The organism is Moorena sp. SIO3E8 (genome assembly GCF_010692445.1).
Taxonomy (GTDB): Bacteria; Cyanobacteriota; Cyanobacteriia; order Cyanobacteriales; family Coleofasciculaceae; genus Moorena; species Moorena bouillonii.
In genome coordinates this window covers 1-24,620 of sequence record NZ_JAAHHM010000070.1, presented here as the reverse complement: position 1 = coordinate 24,620, position 24,620 = coordinate 1, and the positions used below count along the sequence as shown (strand labels likewise).

Genomic DNA, 24,620 nt, shown 5'->3' with positions numbered 1-24,620 from the left:
AATTACTTATCAAATAGTCCCTGGATTTTTGGGTCAGGGTAATCCCTAATGGCTAATCATTATTACTAGTATTTACGAGTTTAATGAGGTACAAAAATAAATTTTTTTATACTCCCGACTCCCGACTCCCGACTCCCGACTCCCGTTCCCCTCCTGGGAGGGGTTAGGGGTGGGTTCCGACTCCCGACTCCCGACTCCCGACTCCCGACTCCCTAATCCCTGCTCCCTGTTTCCTAAAACCAAGAATAAAAGTACCTCACATGACCGATAAATTACCACCAATTTACTTCTACATTCCTCAGGGTTTCTGGCCAGACACCATGCCCAGAAGTGCCGATGAGAACTGGAAAGGCTTTGGTATTGGTATCTATGCCTGGACTTTACAAACCTATCTGCGCCTGAAAGCCGATGGTTTCCCTTGCGAACTAGTAGCAGAATTGCCCAGAGAAGGGATTGTCCTGATCCACCGCAATTGCTTACGAGCTCACAAAGACCAGCTCAAGCCAGGACCAAAGTTATTGCTGATTTGTATTAAAGCTGAACAAAGACCCTATCCCTATGCTCAACTCCATGTGGTACAAAATCCTCTGGAAACAATGCATCTGCGCAATAGTTACTATTTACCCCACTGGACTCAGCCAGGGTTAATTCAGCGCCATCCAGCACGATGCGATCGCTTTGAAAGCATCGCCTTCTTTGGTCATGAAGCTAACCTAGCGCTAGAATTAAAGCATCCCTCCTGGCAACAACAACTCCAAACACTAGGGTTATCTTGGCAACCAGTAATCAATAGCAATCATTGGCATGACTATAGCAACCTAGACAATCGCTGGCATGACTACAGTCAGATTGATGCTATTGTCGCTGTGCGTAGCTTTGAGGGTCACACAGCCTGCCTCCACCGCAATTACCTGAGCAAACCAGCTACCAAACTCTACAATGCTTGGCTAGCAGGGGTTCCTGCTATTCTCGGATGTGAAGCTGCTTATCAAGCAGAACGTTATAGCCCACTAGACTATCTGGAAGTGGCTACCCCTAGGGCGTTAATTTCAGCCCTTAAGCGGTTGAAAGAAGAGCCAAATTTACGTAGCGATATGGTTACAAATGGTCGAATTCGTGCCAAAGCGATCACCCCTTCAAGTACTACGAAGAAGTGGCGTTATTTCTTAGAAACTATTGCATTACCTGCCTATTATCGTTGGTGCAATCAATCTCATTGGTCTCAACAGATTACCTTGGGACAGGGTTATATTGGCTTTCAGGGAAATCGAGTTAAAGATAAACTAACAAGAGTTTTATTGGCTAGCAACAATTCCAGATAAAAGTCGATGGTAAATTGATTTTGGTATCATTATGATATATTTATCAATTCGTTGATGTACTTAAATCGCTGGTTTTTATGGAATAGGGAGTATAGATGCAGCCCTTTTAAAACAACAAATAGTTTCACATATCATTATAAAACGCTATACTTAAACTAGATACTAACCCAATACTACTTATTAACCAGTCCTAACTATGGTTCAAGCAGTATCAAAACTATTAACCTTTGACGAATTCTTAGAACAGTATCCAGAGGATGGAGGAAACTATGAACTTCGTCAGGGTAGAATTGTAGCTATGCGTCCCACCGGTTTGCACGAACAAGTAGCAGCTCTCATTGCCAGAAAACTCGATGTCGAAATAGAGAGACTTTCACTACCCTACTTTATTCCTCGAACTTGTCTTGTCAAACCCTATCAACAGGGAGAAGGTTATTTACCAGATATCATTGTTTTGGATAAACAAACTGTTGCGGAAGATCCATACTGGAAACAAAAATCAAGTATCTCAATCGGTAAATCAGCTAAGTTAATCGTGGAAGTCGTTAGTACCAACTGGCAAGATGACTATCTAACCAAACTGGCTGAATACGAAAAATTTGGCATTCCCGAATACTGGATTGTTGACTATAAAGCCCTGGGAGGAACCCGATACATTGGGTCTCCTAAGATTCCTACAGTTTGGATATACCAGTTAGCTGATAATGAATATAAAGAAGGCCAAATCTTTAGGGGATGTGATTCTATTGAATCACCAACTTTCCCAGAATTAAAACTGACTGTTGACCAGCTGGTCAAGGCCGGAACATAAACCTTTGGTGGCTCTACCAAACAAAAATGGACATATTAGGGGAAAATGAAACTCTTCTACTACCAATACTCACCCAAACGATTCCCTGGTGGTCTCAATAACTTTGGCGATGACCTAAACCCTTGGCTATGGCAACAGTTAATCCCTAACTTACTAAATGACGATGAAAGCACCGCCTTTGTTGGAATCGGTACCCTCCTAAATAATTTACTCCCCAAGCGTTTACCCAATGCTCGCCGAATCATCATTTTTAGTACCGGAGTCGGTTATGAAAAATTACCAAAACTCCAAGATTCCTGGACAATTTACTGTGTAAGAGGACCCCTCTCAGCAAAAGCCTTAGACATTTCCCCTCAATTAGCCGTTACCGATGGAGCAGTGCTAGTCAGACGACTCTTCCATCCAACCAGTCAAAAAATCCATCAATTTGCCGTTATGCCCCATGCTAAATCTGCCAGATATGGCGGTCAAGCCTGGCATCAAATCTGTGAACAAATCGGCTTTAAGTATATTGACCCTCGTTTGCCTGTCGAGCAAGTATTATCTGCTATCAGCCAAACCAACATCTTACTAACAGAAGCCATGCATGGAGCAATTGTAGCCGATGCACTACGAATCCCCTGGATTCCTATCTGCACTAATCCCACTATCTTGGCATTTAAATGGCAGGATTGGTGCTTATCTGTTGGTTTGAAATACCAACCCCAATATATCATGCCTCTGTGGGATTTATATCCTAGAACAGCACGGGGAATTCGTTCCTCAATCCGTTATGCTCACTTTTGCTTTAATTGGCTCAAACAAGATCAGTTGCGTTCAGTCAAGACACTTTGGGGTGAAAAACAACAATTAATCGCCACTCAACTATTCAGAATCGCTCAAACTACCTCTCCCTACTTAAGTAATGATCATCGGATGGAGCAACTTACCACTGAATTGGAAGAAAGGTTAGATAAATTGAAATCAAGGATGAATTATCAAGGATGAATTATCAATTTTGGGGTTGCTGAACTAAGGAATGGAATAATATATAGCGTTTATCATAGCTATGAGGTACACATTATTTTTTCCCTCTTCCCTCTTCCCTCTTCCCTCTTCCCTCTTCCCTCTTCCCTCTTCCCTCTTCCCTCTTCATTCTTCCCTGCTCCCTGCTCCCTGCTCCGAAGTCCCTAAAAACCAGAGATTTGTACCTCATGGGTATAAGACTTGCTATAATGGAATAATATAAAGTAACATTGTATCAGTTATAAATTCCCGATTCCCGATTCCCGATTCCCAATTCCCGATTCCCGATTCCCCATTATTGCTGATTTTCCACACTCCGATAACGGAGCCATTCAGCTATAAAAGCAACTGCACCTGATACCAGGATTAACAAAACACTAAGAGCATTTATATCTGGCTTAACACCAATGCGGATGCGGCTAAAGATTTCCATGGGTAGGGTAGTTGCACCAGTCCCAGCCGTAAAACTAGAAATCAGAAAATCATCCATACTTAGGACAAAAGATAATAAACAACCAGCAATAATGGCTGGCATCAATTCCGGTAGTAATATTTTTAGAAAAGCTTGTAGGGGCGTTGCTCCTAAATCAAGGGCTGCTTCTTCTAGGTGAGGGTCAAGTTGGGTGATACGGGAGGAAACAACAATGGCAATATAAGCCAAACAGAAAACTATATGAGCTGCTATGATAGTCCACAGACTAAGAGGAATAGCCATAACTGCCAAAAAGATTAGAGTTGCGACTGCGATCGCAATATCTGGGATAATCAGGGGTAAGTAGGATATCCCTCGATACAAGCGTTTCCCTGGAAACTGGTAACGGGCTAAACCGACTGCCATCATGGTACCCAATACCGCAGAAATCCCTACTGCCACTAGCGCTACCGTGAGACTATTGAATAGTGCGTTCCTTACACTCTCGTCCTGCCATAGTTTTAGGTACCACTTAAACGTGAATCCCTGCCACTGGGCGCTGTATTTAGAGTCATTGAAGCTATAAAACGTCAGTACCAGCAGGGGTAAGTACATATAAAAGAACATCACCAGGGAGAAAATACCCTGCCAAGAAACCCGGAGTTTTGGTTGAGAATTTACCATGTCTAGGGGAAGCTCCTCCTGCTGATGGTAGAGTTGCTCATTTGTCATTCGTCAATGGTTAATTTTAAAGATTAATAGTTAATGGCTAATTAATATCAAGTTTCTAGTTTAAATTTTTCATTTTTATAAATGCAACCCTATTTCCCTACTCCCTACTCCCTACTCCCTACTCCCTTTTCTATAGTGCTATGCTTGTGCTTTGGGATCACCATACTTAATCAAAAGTGCGATCGCTATACTCACCACCAAAATTAACATCATACTCAAAGCTGACCCAAATCCCCAGTTTTGAGTAGCTCCTAAAAACTGGTTATAAATCAATCTTGCTCCAGTCATACTCGATGCTCCCCCTAGCAATTCCGGATTAACAAAATCCCCTAATCCAGAGATAAATACTAGCAAAGAACCTGCAGCAATTCCTGGTAGAGTTTGGGGTACAGTTACTTTCCAAAACGTTTGATAGGGATCTGCCCCTAAATCCGCCGCCGCTTCTAACAAACGTTTGTCTAACTTTTCTATAGACGCATAGAGAATCAAGACCATATATGGCAGAAAGCTGTAAGCCATGGCAATCAATACAGCAGCACTACGATTGAGCAAATCTAATCCTGGTAGTCCAAGACTAGTCAGGACTGTATTGAGAACCCCAGTCGGTCGCAGAATGGTAATCCAGGCATAAGAACGCAGTAGAGAGGATGTCCACAACGGTAAGATAAAACCCAGCAGCAGTAAATTTTGCCACCGCTTGGGTGCTAGCTGAGCAATCCAATAAGCCACAGGAAATCCTAGCAGAAGACAAATCACAGTGCTTCCCATGGCCAAAAAAAGCGATCGCCCCATCACCTGCAAGATTACTGGATCAAATACCCGTAAATAATTATCAATACCAGACGGATTGACCACATCTCCTGGTCTAATGTTGGGTACCAAACTTAGCTCAAAAATCACTAGGGTTGGCAGCACCAACAACAAAGCTAACCATATACCTGCTGGACTGAGCAATCCTAGGGGTTCTAACCACTGCCATCGTAAGTGTCTCTTATCTTGCATAACTGGGGATTCAGCAATGTTCTCAGTAACGCTTTCAGTGTTATTTATCATTAGTTTTTAATCATTATTTCTTATTCATTAATCCAAGACTTATAGCCTTTTTTTTTAATGCTATATTATGATATCTAGATTTAAACCTTTTAAAAAGGTGAATTATTATTTAGGTTTTTATCACTATAAATTGGGATTTAATTTGTTAAAAATAGCAGTTTTAAATAGCGTTTCGCTCTTTTTGAGAGGTATTTTGAATGGTATGTTTATTTCTGCATTTCCGTACTAGTTTCCTAAACTGTAGGGTGTTGAAAAGGGCTAATTCCTAACTCCTAACCACTGGTCAACTGAGTCCAGTAGCGGTCATAAACAACGCTTACCTCGTCAACAGGTGCAACACCTTCACAACGTTCTAACGCTGATTCTTCTGGAAACAAACTTTGATCCTCTTGGATGTCACGGGACAATAGCTTAAATGCTTTTTGGTTTGGTGTGGCGAAGCTCAACCGTTCACACATTTGAGCAGCAACATCTGCTTCTAACATAAAGTTAATCCAAGCATAGGCACCCTCAAGATTGGGAGCTGTTTTAGGAATTGCCAAGGTATCGATCCACAAGGAAGAACCACTTTTCGGTAGGACGTACTGCAAATCTGGGTTTTCTGCCATGATTTCAGCAGCATCGGAGGAGTAACACATCGCAATCCATAAATCCCCACTCAGGATTAGCGATCGCCAAGCATCAGAAGAAAATGAAGCAATACTTGGTTTTAACTCCACCAACGTTTCATAGGCCTTTTTGATCTCCTGGGGATTGGTAGAGTTGTACGAGTAACCCAACATTTTCAAAGTGGCACCCATCACTTCTCGCACATCGTTGAGCAAAGTCATCCGTCTCGATAATTTGTCTTTATATTCCCAAAGATAGCTCCAATCCTCCGGTACCTTAGATAGTTTTTTGGAGTTGTAAATCAAACCCGTTGTTCCCCAGCTCAGAGGAATACTGTGCAAATTGTTGGGGTCATATATGGGATTGAGGAACTGAGAAAAAAGTCGATTCATTCCGATGATGCGTTCAAAGTCCAGTTTGAGCAACAGATCCAACTCAACCATCTTCCGCACCATGTAGTCAGACGGGTAGATAATGCTATAGGCTCCGCCCCCAGAAGCCTGAAGTCGAGCAAGCATAGCTTCGTTGGAATCAAAGACATCAACTACAGCTTTGATTCCAGTTATTTCGGTAAAGCGGTCTAGTAGCTCATCATCGGTATAGTTAGTCCAAGTGTAGATAAATAGTTTATTTCTGTCACCTGGTGAATTAGTTGTTGGTCTCACCTCAGCTAGAGTCCAGCCACATCCAGAGAGGGTTAGACCTGATAAGGCAGCAACCGTGGCTACCTGTAAAAAGTTACGCCTTGTAGGGCGTTTTAGGAATTGTTGTCGATCCAGTGAAAGCACAATTGAAAAGCTTGAAAGTTGACGTTTGTTTTTGCCCAGGCGTCCGAAGTAGGTTAGGTTGAAGAAATTTGGTCAAAACCGATTACCAATTACCCATTACCCGAAAACAGATAGGATAATTAATCCACCGGATTTGATTTAATCAACAACTAAAAATATCTTGCTCTACTCAGCACTATTTTCCAAGGAAACTAGCCTCAAAAACTACCGAAATCCTCAAATTATTCCTCCAACACTCGACAATCCGTGGGTGCCCAACGAGCATAAATTGTTGTGTGAGGGTCTGGTAACTTGTTATTGGTGTTGGCAAGTATGACTCTCAGACAGTCACCACTGAGTAACTCCACCACACATTGAATATGAGTACCCAGGTACATCGCGTGTTTGAGACGTCCTTCAAAGCAATTCATTGTAGTAGTAGTTGTTGTTACTGTTGGCGGGGAAAGACTCAGGCGAATTTTCTCTGGTCGTACACCTACTACAATATCCTGAGCATTAGAATTATCCAGGACTTCTCTAACGGATGGAGACTCAACTACAATCTTGATACCAGTCTTGGTGGTAATTTCGAGTGAGTCGGCATCGGACCGTTGCAGACGACCTTTAAACAAATTGGTATCACCGATAAAGTCCGCCACAAAGGTTGTCCGAGGATTTTCATAGATTTCTCTGGGGGAACCAACTTGCTCAATTTTACCTGCACGCATCACAGCGATACGGTCAGAAAGACTCATGGCTTCGTCTTGGTCGTGGGTCACCATCACAAAGGTTAACCCCAGGTCTTGATGGAGATTTGAAAGTTCCACCTGCATCTGTTTGCGTAGCTTGAAATCTAGCGCTCCCAAGGGTTCATCCAACAACAGCACCGCTGGTCGATTAACTAACGCTCGGGCCAATGCCACTCGTTGCTGTTGACCCCCAGACAGTTGAGGGGGATACCGATTCGCCAATCCCTCTAGTTTCACTTGTTTGAGGGCTGCTTTGACTCGTTCCTCAACCTCCAATGAAGGTAGCTTTTTTAGCCGTAGACCGAAGGCAATATTTTCAGATACACTCAGGTGATTGAATAGAGCATAACTTTGAAAGACCGTATTGACAGGTCGGCGGTGTGGTGGAATATGATTCATCGAGCGTCCCTGAATCATTACCTCCCCAGCTGAAGGCATCTCAAATCCCGCTACTAAACGCAAGGTTGTAGTTTTGCCACAGCCAGACGGACCAAGAATGCTAAAAAATTCTCCTTGACGGATACTTAAGTCAACACCACGGACAACAGTCTCGGTGTCGAACACTTTAAAAACCTTGCGGAGTTCAACATCAAGTTTAGCTGTAGTCGTAGCAGTCGGACGTGGTTCTTTAACAGTCGTTTGAAACATGGTGGTTATTTCAGCAGTAGTGATGCCCCCAGAGTCATGCATCGTCTGTCTGCATCTGTGCAAAACGGTTTCTCTCCTTGGGTTTATTTTATCCTCCAACCTAAAAATACTCCTGCGGTAGCTAAACGGATCTGCACTGATCCAGTAGCTGAGGTTCGGAAGTAAATAGCTGGGTATTAGGCGTGACTAGGTATTAGGCTAATGGTATGACCGATTAGAACAGGGGCAGATCAGAGCCTCCTTAATCAAGAATTTGGGGCGGCTGTAGGCGAACTGGTGTAGGCAATTAATCGGGCATGTTCCCATTCTGCTCACTACACCCGGTCACCGTAAACCCCATCTCCAGTTTTAGCCGACAAGCTTGGGGCGTGAGTCCTGTTGTTTAGTTGTCAATTGTCAATCCTTAATTCTTAATTGAAAAGGGGGGGCGTATTGGGAATCCAAGCCAATAGCTTACTGCATTGATCACAGACTATTCGCCTTAATTGCCCAATTCCGTGTTCTCCAAGTCCCATTCCCCATTCTCAGACCTCTGACGATGACATTAATTCAGCCTTCCTTATCTCCATTTGCAGTGCATCGATCTAATTCCCGCACTGTCGGACGCAAATACCAATCCGTAGTGATTATGGTACTGATTAGCCTATTCTTGCTGGGGGGAATTGCTTCCCGTTTAGCGTATTTACAGCTAGTTCAAGGGGAACGCAACCAACAGCTGGCAGAAAATAACCGGATTCGTCTGATTCCCAAGCCCCCTATACGGGGCAATATTTTTGACCGTAAGGGAAGAGTATTAGCTAGCTATCGGTTGTCTCACTCGGTATTTGTGTGGCCGATGGTTCTTAGGCAGGAGCAATGGCCCCAAACTCGCAAACGCCTGTCCCAAATTTTGAAGATACCAGACGCTGAGATTCAAAAGCGTCTGGAACAAGCGGGCTATAACTCTCCTTACCTACTTCGGATTGCCCGTGGTGTTACTCCCGCTCAAGTTACTGCCTTGGCTGAGTACAGCAATGAATTACAGGGGATAGAGGTGGATATTGATGCCTTGCGGTACTATCCCCATGGACAGCTATCGGCTCACGTTCTAGGTTATACTGGAGAGCTGGACTATGAAGAGCTGCAACGGCGTAAACCTGACGGCTACCGCCTCGGTGATGTGGTTGGCAAAATGGGGGTGGAGAAGTCCTATGAGCATCTGCTACGGGGAGAATGGGGCGGTCAGCAAGTAGAAGTTGATGGTGCTGGACGAGTCGTCAGGGTTCTGGGTCAGAAACAGGCACAAGCGGGTAAACCTATCCATATAACCATCGATATAGATGTGCAGAAGGCAGCCGAGGCAGCATTAGGCGATCGCAAAGGGGCAGTCGTGGCTATAGACCCCAACACCGGTGCTGTCCTCGCAATGGTTTCTCGTCCAACCTTTGACCCGAATATTTTCTCGACTCGCATCACCTCAGAAACCTGGCGAAAGCTACAAGGCAGAGGGAATCCGTTTATCAACCGGGCAATGCGAGGGTTTCCTCCAGCCAGTACATTTAAGGTGGTCACGGCTTCGGCGGGTATGGAATCTGGTCGGTATTCTCCCAAAACTGTTTTACAGACTTATCCTTACCTGTATGTCGGTGGTCATGCCTTTGGGGAGTGGAACCGAGCCGGATTTGGTCCAATGGGATTTGTGGGTGCTATGGCTTGGAGCAGTAACACCTTCTTTGGTCAAATCGGTCGAGGGGTTGGGGGGAAAACCCTGATTGAATGGGCTCGTAGATATGGCTTTGGTGAAAAAACTGGTATTGAGTTATCCGGCGAATCCAGTGGTTTGATAGTGGATGATGCCTGGAAGCGGAAAAACTACAATTGGGGATGGACCGTTGGGGATACCATAAATATGTCTATTGGTCAAGGGTTTACCCTAGGAACACCCTTACAATCCTCGGTGATGTTTTCTGCAGTTGCCAATGGTGGCTATCGGGTTAAACCCCACTTGCTCAAGAACAATCAGGATGCTATTAAAGGGCGAGTGTCCATCAATATGAAGCCATCAACGATTCAGACCCTGCGCCGAGGATTGCGAGCTGTGGTGACTGGGGGAACAGGAGCGGCATTGAGGGTGCCAGAGTTGCCTCCTGCCGCTGGTAAGAGTGGAACAGCAGAGGCTCCTCCTGGGAAACCTCATGCTTGGTTTGGTGGTTTTGCCCCCTATGATAAACCCGAGATTGCGGTTGTTGCTTTTGTGGAACATTCCGGCGGCGGTGGAGGTTCAGTGGCAGGACCAATTGTGCGCCAGGTGATGGAGGCTTATTTTAAACATAAATAGTCTTAATTATGTTTAATCTCTAGGAGAATCTGGTTAGTCATTTTCGACTCAGGATTAACCAACTCATGGCTAACCAACTCAGGATTAACCAACTCAACACTAACGACTCAAGGTGTTGACATGATCTGAATCCCCTGACTCGATAATTTGGTTACCCAAAACTCCAAATCTGGGTCAGTAATCTCAATGCTTACTTTTTGTTGAATTTCCTGGGCTTGCTCCTGGGACTTGCACAGGGCAAATACCGTCGGACCGGAACCAGACATCATGGTTCCTATCGCACCACTATTCTCAAAGGCTTTCCGTAGTTCCAAGACTTGGGGGTGATTGGGTAACACCACTTTTTCTAAATCATTGCGCAATAGTTTACCAATCTGTCCCCCATCCTTATTGAGGATTTCCTTAACTATTGGACCACTATGAAAACGATTAGCACGGGATTCTAAGTCCTCAGGCTCCCGGATATAGGTTTCCCCAAACTGATTTCGATAAGTCTGATAAGCCCAAGCAGTAGAAACCATGAGACTGCGGTATTTACCCAACACGACATATAGAGAATCTAGTCCCGGTAGGGCAGACAATCGCTCACCTCTCCCCAGAGCTAGAGCGGTGCCACCAGCAAGGCAAAACGGCACATCCGATCCAAGCTGTGCTGCCAATTGTTCTAATTCCGGGTGGGTTAATCCCAATTGCCACAACATATCGATTCCTACTAACACAGCCGCTGCATCCGTCGAGCCACCAGCTAGTCCAGCCGCTACAGGAATTCGCTTGTGGATAGTAATTTCCACACCACCCAAGTTAGCAAAACACTCAGGAAACTCCTCCCACATCAAGGCAGCTGCTTTATAAGCGAGGTTGCTTTCATCCGTTGGCACTTCCGGATGATTACAGTGGACTTTAATCTCCTGTGTACCAATGGCACGGATGTCGATTTGATCAGCTAATTCGATGCTTTGGAGAATCATTGCGAGTTCGTGATAACCATCACCCGCATCACCGAGGATTTCCAAATACAGATTGATTTTAGCTGGGGCATTTAGGGAGTATGAATGCATTCTTTATGGTGATCTGATTAGCTAGGGCTATCCACTGAGCAACACTAAGGTCTTCCGCTCGGGCTTGAGGGCTTATTTCTAATTGTTCCAGCAATTGGGTGATGCGATCGCGTTCAATTACAGATTTTAAATTATTGCGCAACATTTTACGTTTGCTGCCAAAGCCCAGTTTCAATAGTGTCTCCAAGCATCTGGGGTCAGAAGCTGGTGGTTCGGCTAGGCTCGGATGTAAGCGCACCACAGCAGAATCCACCTTGGGGGGAGGAGAGAAGGCCGACCCAGGGACATCGCAAATCAATTCACATTCGGCGAGATACTGCACCCGCACTGATAATGCCCCGAATTGTCTACAACTGGGTTTGGCATATAACCGCTGAGCGACTTCTTTTTGCACTAGCAGCACGATTAAATCAAACCCTGGCACAGCTGGCTGAGTAATAGTACCTAGTAACTTTTCCAGAATCGGACCGGTGATATTATATGGGATATTGGCAACAACTTTATTAGGTTTTTGGAAATTGGAAAAGTTAGCTAACAATGTATCTAAGTCTAGGGACAGAAAGTCCCCTTGGAGCAGTAAAAAATTATCTATCTTACCGAGTTTTTTAACTAATAATCGGCACAAGTCTCGATCAATTTCTACCGCCACTACAGACTGAACAAAAGGCAGTAACCGCTGGGTAAGAATGCCAGTACCCGGACCAATTTCTAGAATGCGATCGCTTTTTTGTAAATTAGCAGCTGCCACGATTTGGTTCAGTGCCTCCTCGCTACGCAGCCAATGTTGAGCAAATTTTTTACGAGCTTTTAAGGTCATTGCCCAATTTTATAGGATTTATCAATTCGGTCCCCAATTGACAACCGAAGCGCGTAATTACCGATTACTGAAGTATAATAATGATGCTAATGTACAGGATATTCTTGAAAGTTTTGCTAATCACTTCTAATCGGGTTTATTTCATGAATGTTACTTACTTTTTAATTAACCAGTAACAACTAACCAAGTTAGTAAACCTACGAACATAAGCTGAAAGGTTCCTCAATTTATTTCCAGGAAGTTCTGGAACAAACCTTGGTTTTGCCAGGCGTAATTCTTGGCAACACGCTTTAACTTGGCAATATTGCTCCGAGTCGCATCATCCATTGCGTCACTAGTGATTTGCGGTTGTAGACGCAGGTAACGAGAAACTGTTGCATCCTCGGATCCTAAGCTACCCATCAACTCTTTGGTAATATACCGGTGAATGTCACAAGGAGCATCAAATAGCACTTCAATCAATCGTCCTTGCCATCCCCATTGTCCCAATCCCCAGCCTCTAGCTTTTTCCCAAGGAATGGAGCGGTTGGATTCTCCTGTCCCAATCGAGATTATAGAAATTTCCTCCAGGGAATGATTTAACCGGATCGCTTCAGCTAATGCACAGCTTGAGGGATTATTTGCCCCAACTCCACCATCAATTGCCGAGTAAGTCTTGCTTTGAGTCTTGAGCTGATGGGCTGGAAAATAGGTGGGGGCAGATGCGGAACAGACACAGGCTTCCCATAAGGGAACATCAAAATAATCTTTGTCTTCACGCCAGCTTTTAAAGACAATCGGCATGCGACTAATGGTGTCGTAGGCTGTGATCAACAGCCGAGGTGAATCGTAGATATCCGACAGTTTGGTCGTCCCAAACTGTTCTTTCATCACCTCAATTAACCCCTGATTCGAGTGTTTAGGAGCAGAAAGACCATACTGAAGGATAACCTTAAGCCGCTTTAGTGAAAAACGACTGGTGTAGCGGAAAATCCTTTCCCCTTTCTGTTCATAAAGTCTAATCATCTCTTGGCTGGGGATACCAGTGGCAATCCCGGCAGCCAAGATTGAACCAGTGGAGGTACCTGCAATTAAATCAAAATACTTGTTGAGGGGCTGGTTAATCTCTTTCTCCAATTCCGCCAAGATTACTGCTGCGATAACGCCCCGAATACCACCGCCATCTAAGCTGAGTATGCGAAAAGTCATGATCCCCCTATAAACCCACGATGTTGAATTATTCCTCCTACCTATTGTGACGGCTTCTAGTCACTTCCAGGGTGATCTTACCTCCAAAATCCGGAATGGGGGCACCAGGTTTGCTTAACTGCACCTGGACTTGCTCCACCTTATCGAATTCTAGGATCGCATTAGCAATTTGAATTGCCAATTTTTCGATCAGGGCACATTTTGAGGTTTTAACCAAATTCTTGACAGTATCAATAGTTTGCCGATAATCCATGGTATCGCTAAGATCATCACTTTCTCCGGCAGTGCTTAGATCTAGCCACATGGTCAGGTCTACTTCAAACCACTGTCCTAGGGTTTGTTCTTCCGGTAGGTAGCCAATGTAGCCGTAGCAGCGAATATTGCTCAGTTTAATACAGTCCATCATCATGTAAAGTTTTCCCTCATGTATCTCCTATCACCAACGTAAACGATTGCGATTAGCGCTACTACTTTGGGCTAATCCCGTTCCAAATCTAATGTTTAAAAATGAGAATTACTGGAGTCTGTTACCAGAATTTTTGTCTCAATTCAACCCCTAGCATACAACGATATCTCTTGCTGTGCTTTCACCCTTCGTTCTCTTGGTGCGCGTTCACGCTTGTGGGGACACCCGACCGGGGTCGCACCGCTGCGTAAGTCCGCTCCTTTATTAGATTTCTAATCAAGCAATCCATAACCAGGGACTTGTGTTTTATAGTCTTAGTCTGTTCCAGTCTCTAAGGATACTGCTGGAGAAAGGGGTTTCCCGATTTGGGGTTCGGTACCTGTAAGTAGACGCTGGATGTTACTGCGGTGACGGATGATGACATATATGCCAGCAGCAATACCAAATAACTCATAGGCAAGAGGAGCTTTGGTAAGGTACATCAGTAGGGAAACAGCGATCGCACCAGCAATGGAACTGAGAGAGACAATACGAGAAATTGCCAAGACTACTGCAAATACACCTAAGGTTCCTAACCCTACAGGCCAAGACATGGTGAAGATAACACCTATACTGGTGGCAACGGATTTACCTCCGGTGAAGTTTAGCCAAATGGATTTACTATGACCAAAGATAGCAGCAAACGCAGCTAATGCCACTAACCAGGGTTGCCAGGTTTCAGGCAGTAGGGAAACTTCTGTCAGGGTATAAAAGCCATTGACTAGACTAATAGCCGCTACTCCTTTCAAGGCATCAATCAGTAATACCACCACTGCTGGTCCTTTGCCCACAGTTCTCAATATATTGGTGGCACCGGTTGATCCAGAGCCATGCTCGCGAATATCAATATCTTTAAGCCAGCGTCCTGCTAGGTAACCAGTAGGCAGGGAACCTAATAAATAGGCTGAGATTACTAGTAGCCCACTCCAAGTTAAGTTAAGTACCATTGGTGTCATGTTGAAAATTTTCACAAGATCCGGCAAGAATTCCCCTATCACCACCGCGACGGGTAGCTCGGCTGTAACATTGCTGACTGTCTTGATGTAAAGTGCAAGTGGGGGAAACCCCCGTCGGGCCAACTACATCGATTTTTAAGTTCGCTGAACCTCCCTAGTAGCAGCAGTTTCACACCTATTTTGCTAAGATTCAACCCAGTAAACTCAGTAATTCAATAATCGTCATAGGTATACATCTGCCGAGGATCAGGTGCAAAAGCCAACCATAGGGGAAATTGCAATAATGAGAGACTGATTTTATCTTCGGTTTCGTCAACAATGATTAAGGCTAACTGATCCCGCTTGATCAGTCGTTCCGCTTTTTGAACCAGGGCGATTGGATCTTCAAATAGAACAACTCCCCGTTCTGGACCAAAATCACTGCGGGAGATTCCCAGACAGTCCTGTAATCCTCTACGCCATTCTCCCAGTCGTTCTGGGCTGTTGGCCAGCACAAGAGTACTTAGGCGATTGTCATATAGTGTCCGCAACACGGATATAACCGCTGAGGCAATCAAAACATTTTGTAAGCGGCTCCCCATAGTTTGCAGCGCACCACGACCACCTTGGGAAAAAAACCACTGAGACACTTTTTCAGCGTGAATTGGCTCAAAGGTACGACGCAGTTGCCAGGGAGGACCATAATAATCTGGCATTTTGCGATATTGATCCAACAGCTGACGAATCTGTCGGACTTCGTCTTTAAAGGCTTGTTCGGCAAATTGTGGGTTGCCTCTGGTGGGGGGTGGTGGGGGGTCTTCTAATGCTGGCCGTGGTGTTTCGGTTGGCGGCTGGGAGAGTTCCAGTTGTTCAGCAGCAGCAGCTAGGTCTTGTAAGGAGCCAACCAAATAATCTTTAAAGCCTTGAACCCGAATGGCTAGCTCTTGAGATACACCGGCAAAACTGGTGCGCATTTCTTCACGAATGCGTTCCCGGCGGCGTTCTAGTTGCTCAATAGAAATTTGCAACTTTTGCTTGCGTTGCTCCAGTTCGGTCAGACCTTCAAATACCATCCGCTCCACAACTGCTTGGGTGCTTCCCAATTCCTTTGAAACCAGTGACTGTTCATGGTTTTGCAGAGTGGCAATTCTCTGTCTCAACTCCTGTTCTTTTTGCTCAAGTTCAGCCACAGTTTGAGCTAAGCTACCCATTTTTTTGGCTTGATCTGAAGACTTCCCTAGTTGAATTTCACTAACTTTATCATCCCGATTCGGCTCACTCGACTGTGTTGGTTTAGCTTTGTCATGGTCTGATAGGGTCAGAGAAATGGGAGGAAGGTCGGGAGCTTGAGAGTTATCTCTAGGAGTAGCCCTATCTTGATCTGGGAAATTTGACTCCTGTGAATTATCTAATCCCTTAACTGCTTGGTTATTATCTTGCTCTTGTTCTGGGTTTTGTGGGTCTTCGGAATTCATTTAAACTGATTTCTTAATAACTTATTCATTAAATACCTAACCTCTACTCTATACTTTGAGGTAAGTAATTTATACTTTAGGGAAGCGTTCTTCTAGGCAAGTTCGTAGCAGCTTTGGGTCAAATAGAATTGGTAGAAAGTGAATGCTTTTGACTTCTGAAAAATAAAACAAAATCGGTACTGATGTCCAGAAGATTTCCCAATTTTGCCATTCCTGATAAGGAAAACGCCGGATCAGGGTTTCGGAGCGATAAATATCCAAGGCGGTTTCAGTAAATTGCAGGCGTATGGTTACGGCCTGAAACAACAAGAAGAAGCCCAACAACGCGATCGCTAAACTTACCCAGGGTTGTATGAGCACTATTGTCACTGCAGCAATAATCAACACTATAGGTAGTGTGTAACTTGGGGAGAGTTCAACGGTTGATGTTGATTTTGGAGAATAATCAGCAGAAGTCACTTGGCTTAAATCCCGAGCTGATAAAGATGAATCAATATATGAATATAATTTAATTCTAAGCCTATATTCCCAACTTCTTCGATCTTCCCAACTTCTTCTATGGGATTTAACGGGATGACAGTTACCTGATCTTACCTACTACCAGTATCTAGCACATCCCTGAGTGAGATTGACCAAAAGTTAAGTTAAATCCCTGTACGGAGAGGGGGGGATTCGAACCCCCGATGGCTTTGACACCATAACAGATTTCGAGTCTGCCACCTTAAACCACTCGGACACCCCTCCATGATCTAATCAAGCCGCACCCCAGACTTCATCTGAAATTTGAACACAAAACCCTGGAATTTGTCAAGCCTTCCTTTTAAAACTCGCCTGTTGCTGGGTGGTCAATGATGGGATCACCATCAAGGAACATCAATGTCTATCTCAATATCTTCAACAGTAGTCTTAAAACCACCATCCGGTGTCCACTGGATAGCACCATCACGGCCTGTCCAATAGAGGATCATCTTAGCATTGCGCATTAGCTTCGCGGTGTAGGAATCCACTACATTCGATGATGCGATCGCAATTTTTGGCTGCAGGGCATCGAGGAATTCTGGCCTCAGACTTTTTCCCGACCACCAAAGTACTTGTAGGTCAGGGAAACTGATGGTTTTGGCTAACTGTTTTTGGACGCCTGGTTTGAGATCTCCTAGGAGTAACCAATTTTGGTCAATGATGCGCATTAGCAACACTGGTGGTTCAGTGTTGACTAATTCTATTGATGTAGAGCCAACAGAGAGTATTTCACCCACTGGAATTGGTTGGTAGTTCGCCTCCCTAGAGGCTACTGCACTAGCGATAGAGTTACGGGTGACAATATCGTTCCAATTTTGAGCCTGAGACAATGGTGGTTGTAAATCAGTGTTATCGTAGAATGTCTCGATCGGCAAACTACCGAGAACCTGAACCCAACCACTTCTGAGTTGGGGCTGCTTGTCGAGAGCAACCGCCCAATTAATATGATTGATACCTTGCTTTTGCAGAAAAGGCAGCACTGTAAACCTGACTGTATCAGGGTTTCCACTATTGACCAAGGTTACTTGTCCCTGGTTTTGAATCACTAAAATTTGGTCATTTCCTGTAGCTAGCACTGTAACTTGAAACAATTTTGACGCTTGTTGCCATTGGGGCAATACCACCACAGTGACAGCAACTAGACTAATCAGCCACCAACGAGGATGTAACCATTGAATCAAGCAAGCTAGAACAATTAGCCCGTATAGAAATAACAGTTGCCCTAGGGAAATCTTGCTCACCGCTACAGAACTGCCTGGCAACTGATTGAAAAATTGCACTAGTCCCATTAGTCCATGGGTTGGGTAATACAGTAACCAAGCCAGCCCACTTCCTGCTGTTGGCCAAATTAGTCCTGCCAAGGCGCTGACAATTCCACCCAAAGTGATAATAGAAATTAGGGGTGTAGCAATAACACTAAGTGGTATAGAGTAGGTGGCAACAACTTGAAAAACATAAAGTTGCAGGGGCAGAGTCCAAACTGCTGCTGCAATTGGCACAGCAACTAGGGATGCGATCGCAGGTGGCAACCAATCCAAACGTTGGATAATCCCTGATGCAGTGACTAGTAATCCTAGGGTGGCCAGAAAACTCAGCTGAAATCCCACATCCGAGATCCACAAAGGATTAAATAGGAGTAACAGTGTTGCTGCTAACAAGAGTGACCCTAAAGGCTTCACTTTCCGTGCCGTCACTAAAGCAATGAGGGCACCCAGCCCCATCAGAGCCGCCCGCATTACCGATGGCTGGAGTCCAGTTAATGCTACGTAAATTAACAGTACACTCAAGCTAATACTGAACTGCTTTCCTTTGGTTAAACCCCTGGTAAGGGCTAAGACAAAACCCAACAGCAAAGAGACATGGAATCCAGATGCTGCTAAGGTATAGGCTAACCCAGCCTGAATAAATTGATCGCGGATATCGTAGGGCAAATCAACAGCACGACGCCCCAAAACCATTGAACTGATTAAAGGACCTGTGGGAGAGCCTAAAAAGCTAACTTGGGAACGGATAATACGTTGTCGCAGTCTCCACCATCCCCAGGGTTTGCCAATAGTTTCCTCATCAAAGTTTATTTGACGCCCACTCAAACCAGCAAAAGCCCCTTGACGGGCAAGATAGGCTCCAAAATCGAAGGCTCCCGGATTAGTCACTGGCTTGGGTTTATATAAAACCCCAGTTACGCTAATTATCTGACCTGGATATATCCCAGTTCCTTGAAGTAATGGCACAGTCACATACAACTTGCCTGTCACTCCTTGACTGATCGCTCCCCCATCTTCGCGACTTTCAATTTCAGTTAACTGAGTAGTTTGTAACCAAAGTTGTGTACGCTGATTTCGGGTCAGGCGAGGCATACTCTCCACTTTGCCTTCAACCTTAAACACTTGCTCTGGCGCAATAGTATTGCTTGAGGGCACATATTCGCTAATGTCATTCAGTTCTGGTTGTGGTACCCGCAATTGAAAATAGACCACCGCCAAGGCCGAGATTAGTCCTGCTGCTACCCATAATCTTGGTTTTGGTCCTGTGCGCCAGAACCTGGGGAATGCGATCGCAGCCACTATCCCTGTGACAACGAATCCTGTTACCAAAGCTCTGTACTCTTGCCAGGGAATCTCACCCGTCGGTAAGTTGAGAATCCCTGTAGAAAGTAAGCCGAGAATATAAGCAAGACTGATTACAGTACCACTGGCAGGCTTCATTAGATCGATAAACCTAGCCTTAAGCCCAAAACGACATGAAGCAAGAGCAGGCAAAGTGCCGTACTTCCTAAGTAGGCATGAACGCTACGCACCAATGGTTTGTTACCGCCAAAGCCAGTCAAGGCAATCACCCCATTAGCAGCCAGCAAAATCAGTACGATAGATCCTGTCCAAAAGTGTGGGCTTTCTAGAATTGGCTGATACTGCATTACCAGAGACAACACCCCACCCGTGTAGCCACCTGCGATAAAAATGAACATCCAGGGTGCTATTTTTCGATGATCACTGCGACTCTGTAGTGCTATTTCAGGATCAGATACTACTCGGCCACGCCATCCTGCTATTCCCACAAAGCTACCCATAATCAATACCACAATTCCCATCATCAATGGGTGTCCCCAATGCACCACTGGCTCAGGAAGCCCTAAAATCCTAAATTGGTTAGCGATTGGTTCTAAGAGCTGACTGAAATTTCCCACCGGTGTAAAACTATCCTCTCAATTAAGGTTGACCTAGCTTAGGTAACCATCTTTGTAGCATATTCAGAATTTGATTGGGCAAGAAACTCTCAGGATGCCCAGATAGTGATGTTTAGATTCCTTGACACTACTCTAAAACTAGGAAACAGAAAATTCAAACACTCGCAGCTCAACGTGAACAAAGGCTCACACCAGATCCTAGAAGACTGGTATGAGCCTTTGCTTGTCCCTAGTGCCAAGGAGACGCAGGGCTTTAGCCCCAGGGCAAAGCCATCTAAATTTTTTTTGACAAATGACTAAGACTATGGATCGAATACTTGAAAGTACACCGCTAAGGGGATCTCCGAGAGATACCCATTTGTTAGAGGGCGATGCGGAATATCCGACACTACGGGAACGCTTACTAGCTGATTATTGAAAATAAATTAATCACCCACATTCCGCACCCCGCCACTGTCACTATTGTTTTTGATTAGGATTACCCTGGCCAATTTAAAACTGGTATATATCAAAATTAGTATTTACTAATTTTTTCCTGTCGCTAAGGTAGCTTTGTAGTTTTTTTTAGCAATTCCTTTACTATAGACAAGCCAGGTAAAGATGACTAATCCAGCTTCGGTTCCTACTAAATCGTGAAGGATATGAAATAAAGCATTGAAAGTCACTTGTGGATCAGTATAGGGATTCCCTCCAAACTTATCTAGAAGAAACACAAAGGTTAAATTGACTCCAACGGAGAAAATGGGGAAAAGAATAATTTTCCAATCTTGAAGTATCTTATAGCCTCGATAAGTCAATACACCCAAAACTAGAGTAAGTGCAATATAAATAGGAATCTTAAAATTATCGTTACCGGCTTGATAACCTAAAGGGTACAAAATTGAAACAACTAAAAGACTGATGGCAAACACAATATTAATCAAATTGGTGATTATAGTAGTTTTCTCTACTAACCCATCCGCCCACAGGGCAAATGCTGAAATCAAGAAAAAGTAAAACATGAAATTCAGCATCGTAAAATCGTTTTGATAATACCAGCATTGGGTGACGTGCCAACCAATTTCTGAAGCGATCGCCACCATCACAAAAGCTAGACCCAGTTGGGATGCAAAAATACTTCTCGATGGCAGTCCTAAGTTTTTTAAGCTGTTGTAAAAAATTCTCATCGCCAGAGGGATGATGGCAAAAACCAGCACGTGGGTGATAATTAATCCCAGTTTCCAACCATCGACTATACAGGTTCTAGAGGGGTCTGTCGGGGATTCTGCGATTCCAGGCAATGTGGCGAGAATATAGCCAAATCCAGCTAAACCAATTAAGAAGCAGAGTGCAGTAAACCCTAAGTTGGTAGTAAAAATTTTGCCATCGTTATTTTCTTCAAGAGCTTCCTGGGATTTAGTAAATTGCTTTGAAGACATTCAAAAGCTCCTTAAGCTCATAGACTACTTAAAAAAATCACCGAAATCGCCGAAATACGATTCTACCCACAGCCTGATACATAGTAGTAATTATCTCATAAAAACTATTCCTTGAATCGAATAGTTAAGATAAATTTTAGGTTATCATTAATAAACGTTAAGTAAGCATCAAATTTATGATGATTACGTTACATATCTTTGTTAATATATAGATTGCTTTACAAGTGTGATGGCTAAAGCCCCTGTACTTTAGTCGGGGGATATAGGCGAACAGATGAATTGATTCATCCGTGATGGGGGTCGTTAATGTACGCTAATACTTTCTGAGTGCTAATCTTGCCAGTGGTGTCAAACATATACGAAGGTGTCCATAAACTTGGCAATCTCAACAGGTCGGTAAATTCTTGTCTAAGCAATAATGATCTTCGTAATTGGTTTGTTCATTGCTGTTACTATACCTCACGCTTACTAGGAAACGCTATAGTATGAAGCAAAAATTATCCCCAAAATTGACCTTAATCGCCGCTTATTGCATCAGCCTATTTGAGTTTTCTACCACCGCAGAGGCGCTCACCATCGATCAATGGTCTCTAAAGATTATGCCTTTAGGAGACTCAAACACTCGTGGTAAAGCATTGGATCGAGCCGGATATCGAGATGACCTGTGGGCATTGTTTAAAGATAATGGCTATAGAGTAAATTTTGTGGGTAGCGCTACCTCAGAAAATCCTGAAATAGTTTTAGGACAAAACAACACATATGTGTTTGACAAAGACCATCAAGGGCATGGGGGATTTGCCATAGCTGGTGTTGGAGCATCCAATGCGTGGTCGGATTTAAACTCCGAAATAGAAGATTGGCTGAAGCAGGCAAGACCGGATATTGTTTTATTAATGGCTGGCACAAACGACATCCTTTTTCAGAATGAAAGCCCTGAAGATACGGTCAATGAAATGATTTTACTCATTGATAAAATTCTCGCCTGGTCAGATAATGTATATTTGTTTGTCTCTTCAATTCCCCCGATTAACCCCTCTGCACTGCAGGATGGTACTATCAAGAATCAGAAAGCTGATAAATACAATAACCTATTGGCAAATTTGCTGACGGGAGAAAGTTATAAAAACAAGAACATTCGATTTGTTGATAACCGCGATCTATTCAGCCCTGATCACATGCTTGAGGATGGTATTCACTTAACCTCAGAGGGTTACAAAAAGTTAGCTCATGCTTGGTTCAAAATGATACTTGGCATTGGTACGAGGGAAAAGCAAGATGATAGTCCTATAGATGTTCCGGTTGAGATCGAGATCTATAGTAGTTTAGAGAAAATTTTACAGGGTAAGCGCATCATTAAAAAATTGCTAATCCCTGATAGCACCTCAAGTAGCGTGTGCGTAGCACATAAGCTGTTCGCGTAGCCTGCGCGTAGCGCATTAGCTGTAGGGGAAGCTCTTCTGAAGGATTTTGCTAATTGCTGACCATGAGCATAGATCCCAAATGGCTTCTATAGGTTTTCCGGAATGAATTCACGGGGCGATCAAGCTCCTACTTTTTTCCCGTGTCATTCGATGTGCTATTCTAAAAAAGTAAGTGTACATATTTATAAAGCCAGGTTGTTGTGATATTGATTTATCAAAGTTTTCAGGCTTCCTTTCTCACACAATCTGTATCAAGTGCTAATTTTTGCACTCCGATCTCCGCTTATCCGGACTGGGCGGCTTGATCGCGATAGGAATTGGTGATATCCAGATAGCTTAGACTGAATTACCCTAAACTTAGTACAACAATTAAGATGCTAACAGAACAAGACATTGATCAATGCTTGAAGATGCTGGATGGCATCTATACTTTATCCGAACCAGAAAGATTGGAGAGGATTGAAAAATTTGTTAAGTCTACCCTGTCTATTACTCCAGATATCTACAGTCCAAAAAACTTAAAATACTTATTTTCCTATCCCGACCCCATCGGTGTCTTTGCCGATTTCGTATCTAACTACATTAATTCTAATATTCATACTGAAGAATGTTCGCCAATTTTTACTCGGTGTGAAGTAGAAATGGTAGAAACTCTGTTACCGCTAGTCGGTTATCCTGAAGGGGATGGTATCTTTTATCCGGGTGGTACGTTATCTAATTTGGCATCTGTATTCTTAGCGGTACAAAGAGCAAAAGTTAATTTAGGACAATCAGTCATTCTGATCTCTGATCATTCTCATTACTCTGTTGAAAAAGCCGCCATAATTTGTGGACTTCAAAATATTATCAAAGTTAAAACAACCACAAAAGGAGTCGTAGATCTAGAACATTTAAGAGAATTAGTCAGCCAAATAACAGATGATAATCTTAATCTAATTTACTTTTGCTGTGTGATGGGTTCGACTACTTTGGGAACTTTCGATCCCGTAGAAAAAATCTTGGAAATATTCCAAGAATTCGCCATTAAACCTTGGATTCATTTTGATGCAGCTTGGGGAGGCGGGGTTTACTTTAGTGAAGATGCAGCGTTTTACAGAAAGCTGAGTAGTTTGTCAGATTCGATTGTATTAGACTTTCATAAATTTCTTTCAGCCCCTCTATTATGCTCAGTCTTACTGGTGAAAGACAAATCTGTTTTAGTGGATGAAGTAACAGCACTTAATGGTAATTATCTATTTACCAGCAACCAGAATATAAAATATAGTCTCAGCCTCAAGTCTTTACAATGTTCCCGAGAAGCCTATGCCTTTAAGCTCTGGCTAATGTTCAAACATCATGGTCTTGAACACTTTCAAAATTTAATTCAAAAATACTATGAAAATCAGGAAGAATTAATAAACAAACTTTCGGAGCGAGTTTTATATGTTGTCGAACCCCAGTATTTTAACGTGGGTTTATGGTTTATTCCTAAAGAAATGGAAGTGAAGGAAACTATCACAGATTACACGGCTGCAGAAATTGAGAAAATCGATCAACTTAATCTCGCTATCTATGATCAGATAGTTAAGGATGGCTTTATGAAAGTCAATTCATATCATTTTAATAATCGTAAGCATTCAGGTGATGGGGTTGACAAAAAGGGAAGGATGAGTAGTAGTGTAGAACCATGGAAATCAAACCGCCAGCTATCCCAAATAGCTTTGAAGCTCTGGAACTGCTGCCCCAATCAGTTCTG

21 protein-coding genes, 1 tRNA gene and 1 pseudogene are annotated in these 24,620 nt (G+C 43.6%); 6 read left to right on the top strand and 17 right to left on the bottom strand.

Going from position 1 to position 24,620, the window contains the following annotated elements; genetic code table 11:
* Positions 1-260 precede the first annotated feature (260 nt).
* The 3 genes from F6K46_RS24640 to F6K46_RS24630 all read left to right on the top strand — a co-directional run bounded on the left by F6K46_RS24640 (position 261) and on the right by F6K46_RS24630 (position 3,120).
* Positions 261-1,322: a hypothetical protein gene (locus F6K46_RS24640; protein ID WP_293061702.1), complete on the top strand. Its 1,062-nt coding sequence runs from the start codon at positions 261-263 to the stop codon at positions 1,320-1,322.
* Positions 1,323-1,518: 196 nt separating this feature from the next.
* Positions 1,519-2,133: a Uma2 family endonuclease gene (locus F6K46_RS24635; protein WP_293061698.1), complete on the top strand. Its 615-nt coding sequence runs from the start codon at positions 1,519-1,521 to the stop codon at positions 2,131-2,133.
* 45 nt (positions 2,134-2,178) lie between these two features.
* A complete protein-coding gene (locus F6K46_RS24630; protein WP_293061696.1) occupies positions 2,179-3,120 on the top strand; it encodes a polysaccharide pyruvyl transferase family protein in 942 nt (313 codons plus the stop codon).
* A 73-nt stretch (positions 3,121-3,193) separates the two neighbouring features.
* Here the strand turns inward: F6K46_RS24630 and F6K46_RS24625 are convergent, their stop codons facing one another.
* The 5 genes from F6K46_RS24625 to F6K46_RS24605 form a co-directional block, all read right to left on the bottom strand.
* Complete coding sequence (locus F6K46_RS24625; protein WP_293061693.1) at positions 3,194-3,328, bottom strand: hypothetical protein; 135 nt, start codon at positions 3,326-3,328, stop codon at positions 3,194-3,196.
* A gap of 105 nt (positions 3,329-3,433) precedes the next feature.
* On the bottom strand, positions 3,434-4,282 hold the full coding sequence (locus tag F6K46_RS24620; RefSeq protein WP_293061690.1) for an ABC transporter permease: 849 nt from the start codon (positions 4,280-4,282) through the stop codon (positions 3,434-3,436).
* Between the two features lie 138 nt (positions 4,283-4,420).
* Positions 4,421-5,284, bottom strand: a complete 864-nt coding sequence (locus F6K46_RS24615) for an ABC transporter permease (RefSeq protein ID WP_293061737.1) — start codon at positions 5,282-5,284, stop codon at positions 4,421-4,423.
* A 323-nt stretch (positions 5,285-5,607) separates the two neighbouring features.
* Positions 5,608-6,732 (bottom strand): spermidine/putrescine ABC transporter substrate-binding protein, encoded by a 1,125-nt coding sequence (locus tag F6K46_RS24610; protein ID WP_293061688.1) that lies wholly within the window; start codon positions 6,730-6,732, stop codon positions 5,608-5,610.
* 221 nt (positions 6,733-6,953) lie between these two features.
* Complete coding sequence (locus F6K46_RS24605; RefSeq protein WP_293061733.1) at positions 6,954-8,108, bottom strand: ABC transporter ATP-binding protein; 1,155 nt, start codon at positions 8,106-8,108, stop codon at positions 6,954-6,956.
* Positions 8,109-8,682: 574 nt separating this feature from the next.
* Between F6K46_RS24605 and mrdA the strand changes: the two genes are divergently transcribed.
* Positions 8,683-10,425 carry a penicillin-binding protein 2 gene (mrdA, locus tag F6K46_RS24600; protein ID WP_366510756.1) on the top strand — a complete coding sequence of 581 codons (1,743 nt, stop codon included), beginning with the start codon at positions 8,683-8,685 and terminating at the stop codon, positions 10,423-10,425.
* Positions 10,426-10,532: 107 nt separating this feature from the next.
* On the opposite strand, the gene ispE is transcribed toward mrdA, so the two are convergent.
* The 12 genes and pseudogenes from ispE to F6K46_RS24540 all read right to left on the bottom strand — a co-directional run.
* On the bottom strand, positions 10,533-11,483 hold the full coding sequence (gene ispE / locus F6K46_RS24595; protein WP_293061685.1) for a 4-(cytidine 5'-diphospho)-2-C-methyl-D-erythritol kinase: 951 nt from the start codon (positions 11,481-11,483) through the stop codon (positions 10,533-10,535).
* Positions 11,452-12,300, bottom strand: coding sequence for a 16S rRNA (adenine(1518)-N(6)/adenine(1519)-N(6))-dimethyltransferase RsmA (rsmA, locus tag F6K46_RS24590; protein WP_293061683.1), 849 nt, complete (start codon positions 12,298-12,300; stop codon positions 11,452-11,454). The genes ispE and rsmA overlap by 32 nt, the downstream gene beginning before the upstream one ends.
* A gap of 222 nt (positions 12,301-12,522) precedes the next feature.
* Entirely contained in the window at positions 12,523-13,488 is a 966-nt protein-coding gene (locus F6K46_RS24585) for a CBASS cGAMP-activated phospholipase (RefSeq protein ID WP_293061681.1), read from the bottom strand.
* Between the two features lie 37 nt (positions 13,489-13,525).
* Positions 13,526-13,891, bottom strand: coding sequence for a dihydroneopterin aldolase (gene folB, locus F6K46_RS24580; protein WP_075905935.1), 366 nt, complete (start codon positions 13,889-13,891; stop codon positions 13,526-13,528).
* Positions 13,892-14,208: 317 nt separating this feature from the next.
* Complete coding sequence (gene plsY / locus F6K46_RS24575) at positions 14,209-14,880, bottom strand: glycerol-3-phosphate 1-O-acyltransferase PlsY (protein ID WP_075905937.1); 672 nt, start codon at positions 14,878-14,880, stop codon at positions 14,209-14,211.
* A gap of 221 nt (positions 14,881-15,101) precedes the next feature.
* Positions 15,102-16,343, bottom strand: a complete 1,242-nt coding sequence (locus tag F6K46_RS24570) for a DUF3086 domain-containing protein (protein ID WP_293061645.1) — start codon at positions 16,341-16,343, stop codon at positions 15,102-15,104.
* Positions 16,344-16,412: 69 nt separating this feature from the next.
* Entirely contained in the window at positions 16,413-16,802 is a 390-nt protein-coding gene (locus tag F6K46_RS24565; RefSeq protein WP_293061643.1) for a DUF3119 family protein, read from the bottom strand.
* A gap of 198 nt (positions 16,803-17,000) precedes the next feature.
* Positions 17,001-17,087 (bottom strand) — tRNA-Ser (locus F6K46_RS24560).
* Positions 17,088-17,206: 119 nt separating this feature from the next.
* Positions 17,207-19,567 (bottom strand): ComEC/Rec2 family competence protein, encoded by a 2,361-nt coding sequence (locus F6K46_RS24555; RefSeq protein WP_293061641.1) that lies wholly within the window; start codon positions 19,565-19,567, stop codon positions 17,207-17,209.
* Positions 19,567-20,046, bottom strand: a complete 480-nt coding sequence (locus tag F6K46_RS24550; RefSeq protein ID WP_293061639.1) for a DUF4079 domain-containing protein — start codon at positions 20,044-20,046, stop codon at positions 19,567-19,569. Before F6K46_RS24550 ends, F6K46_RS24555 begins: the two co-directional genes overlap by 1 nt.
* Before the next feature lie 524 nt (positions 20,047-20,570).
* Positions 20,571-21,464 (bottom strand): hypothetical protein, encoded by an 894-nt coding sequence (locus F6K46_RS24545; RefSeq protein ID WP_075898338.1) that lies wholly within the window; start codon positions 21,462-21,464, stop codon positions 20,571-20,573.
* A gap of 284 nt (positions 21,465-21,748) precedes the next feature.
* Positions 21,749-21,877: pseudogene (locus F6K46_RS24540) on the bottom strand (IS200/IS605 family transposase); the annotation flags it as partial.
* 72 nt (positions 21,878-21,949) lie between these two features.
* Between F6K46_RS24540 and F6K46_RS24535 the strand changes: the two are divergent.
* Both F6K46_RS24535 and F6K46_RS24530 read left to right on the top strand, forming a co-directional pair.
* A complete protein-coding gene (locus F6K46_RS24535) occupies positions 21,950-22,885 on the top strand; it encodes an SGNH/GDSL hydrolase family protein (protein ID WP_293061636.1) in 936 nt (311 codons plus the stop codon).
* Positions 22,886-23,259: 374 nt separating this feature from the next.
* Positions 23,260-24,620 (top strand): aminotransferase class I/II-fold pyridoxal phosphate-dependent enzyme (locus F6K46_RS24530; protein WP_293061634.1); only part of this gene is annotated, 1,361 nt, incomplete at its 3' end.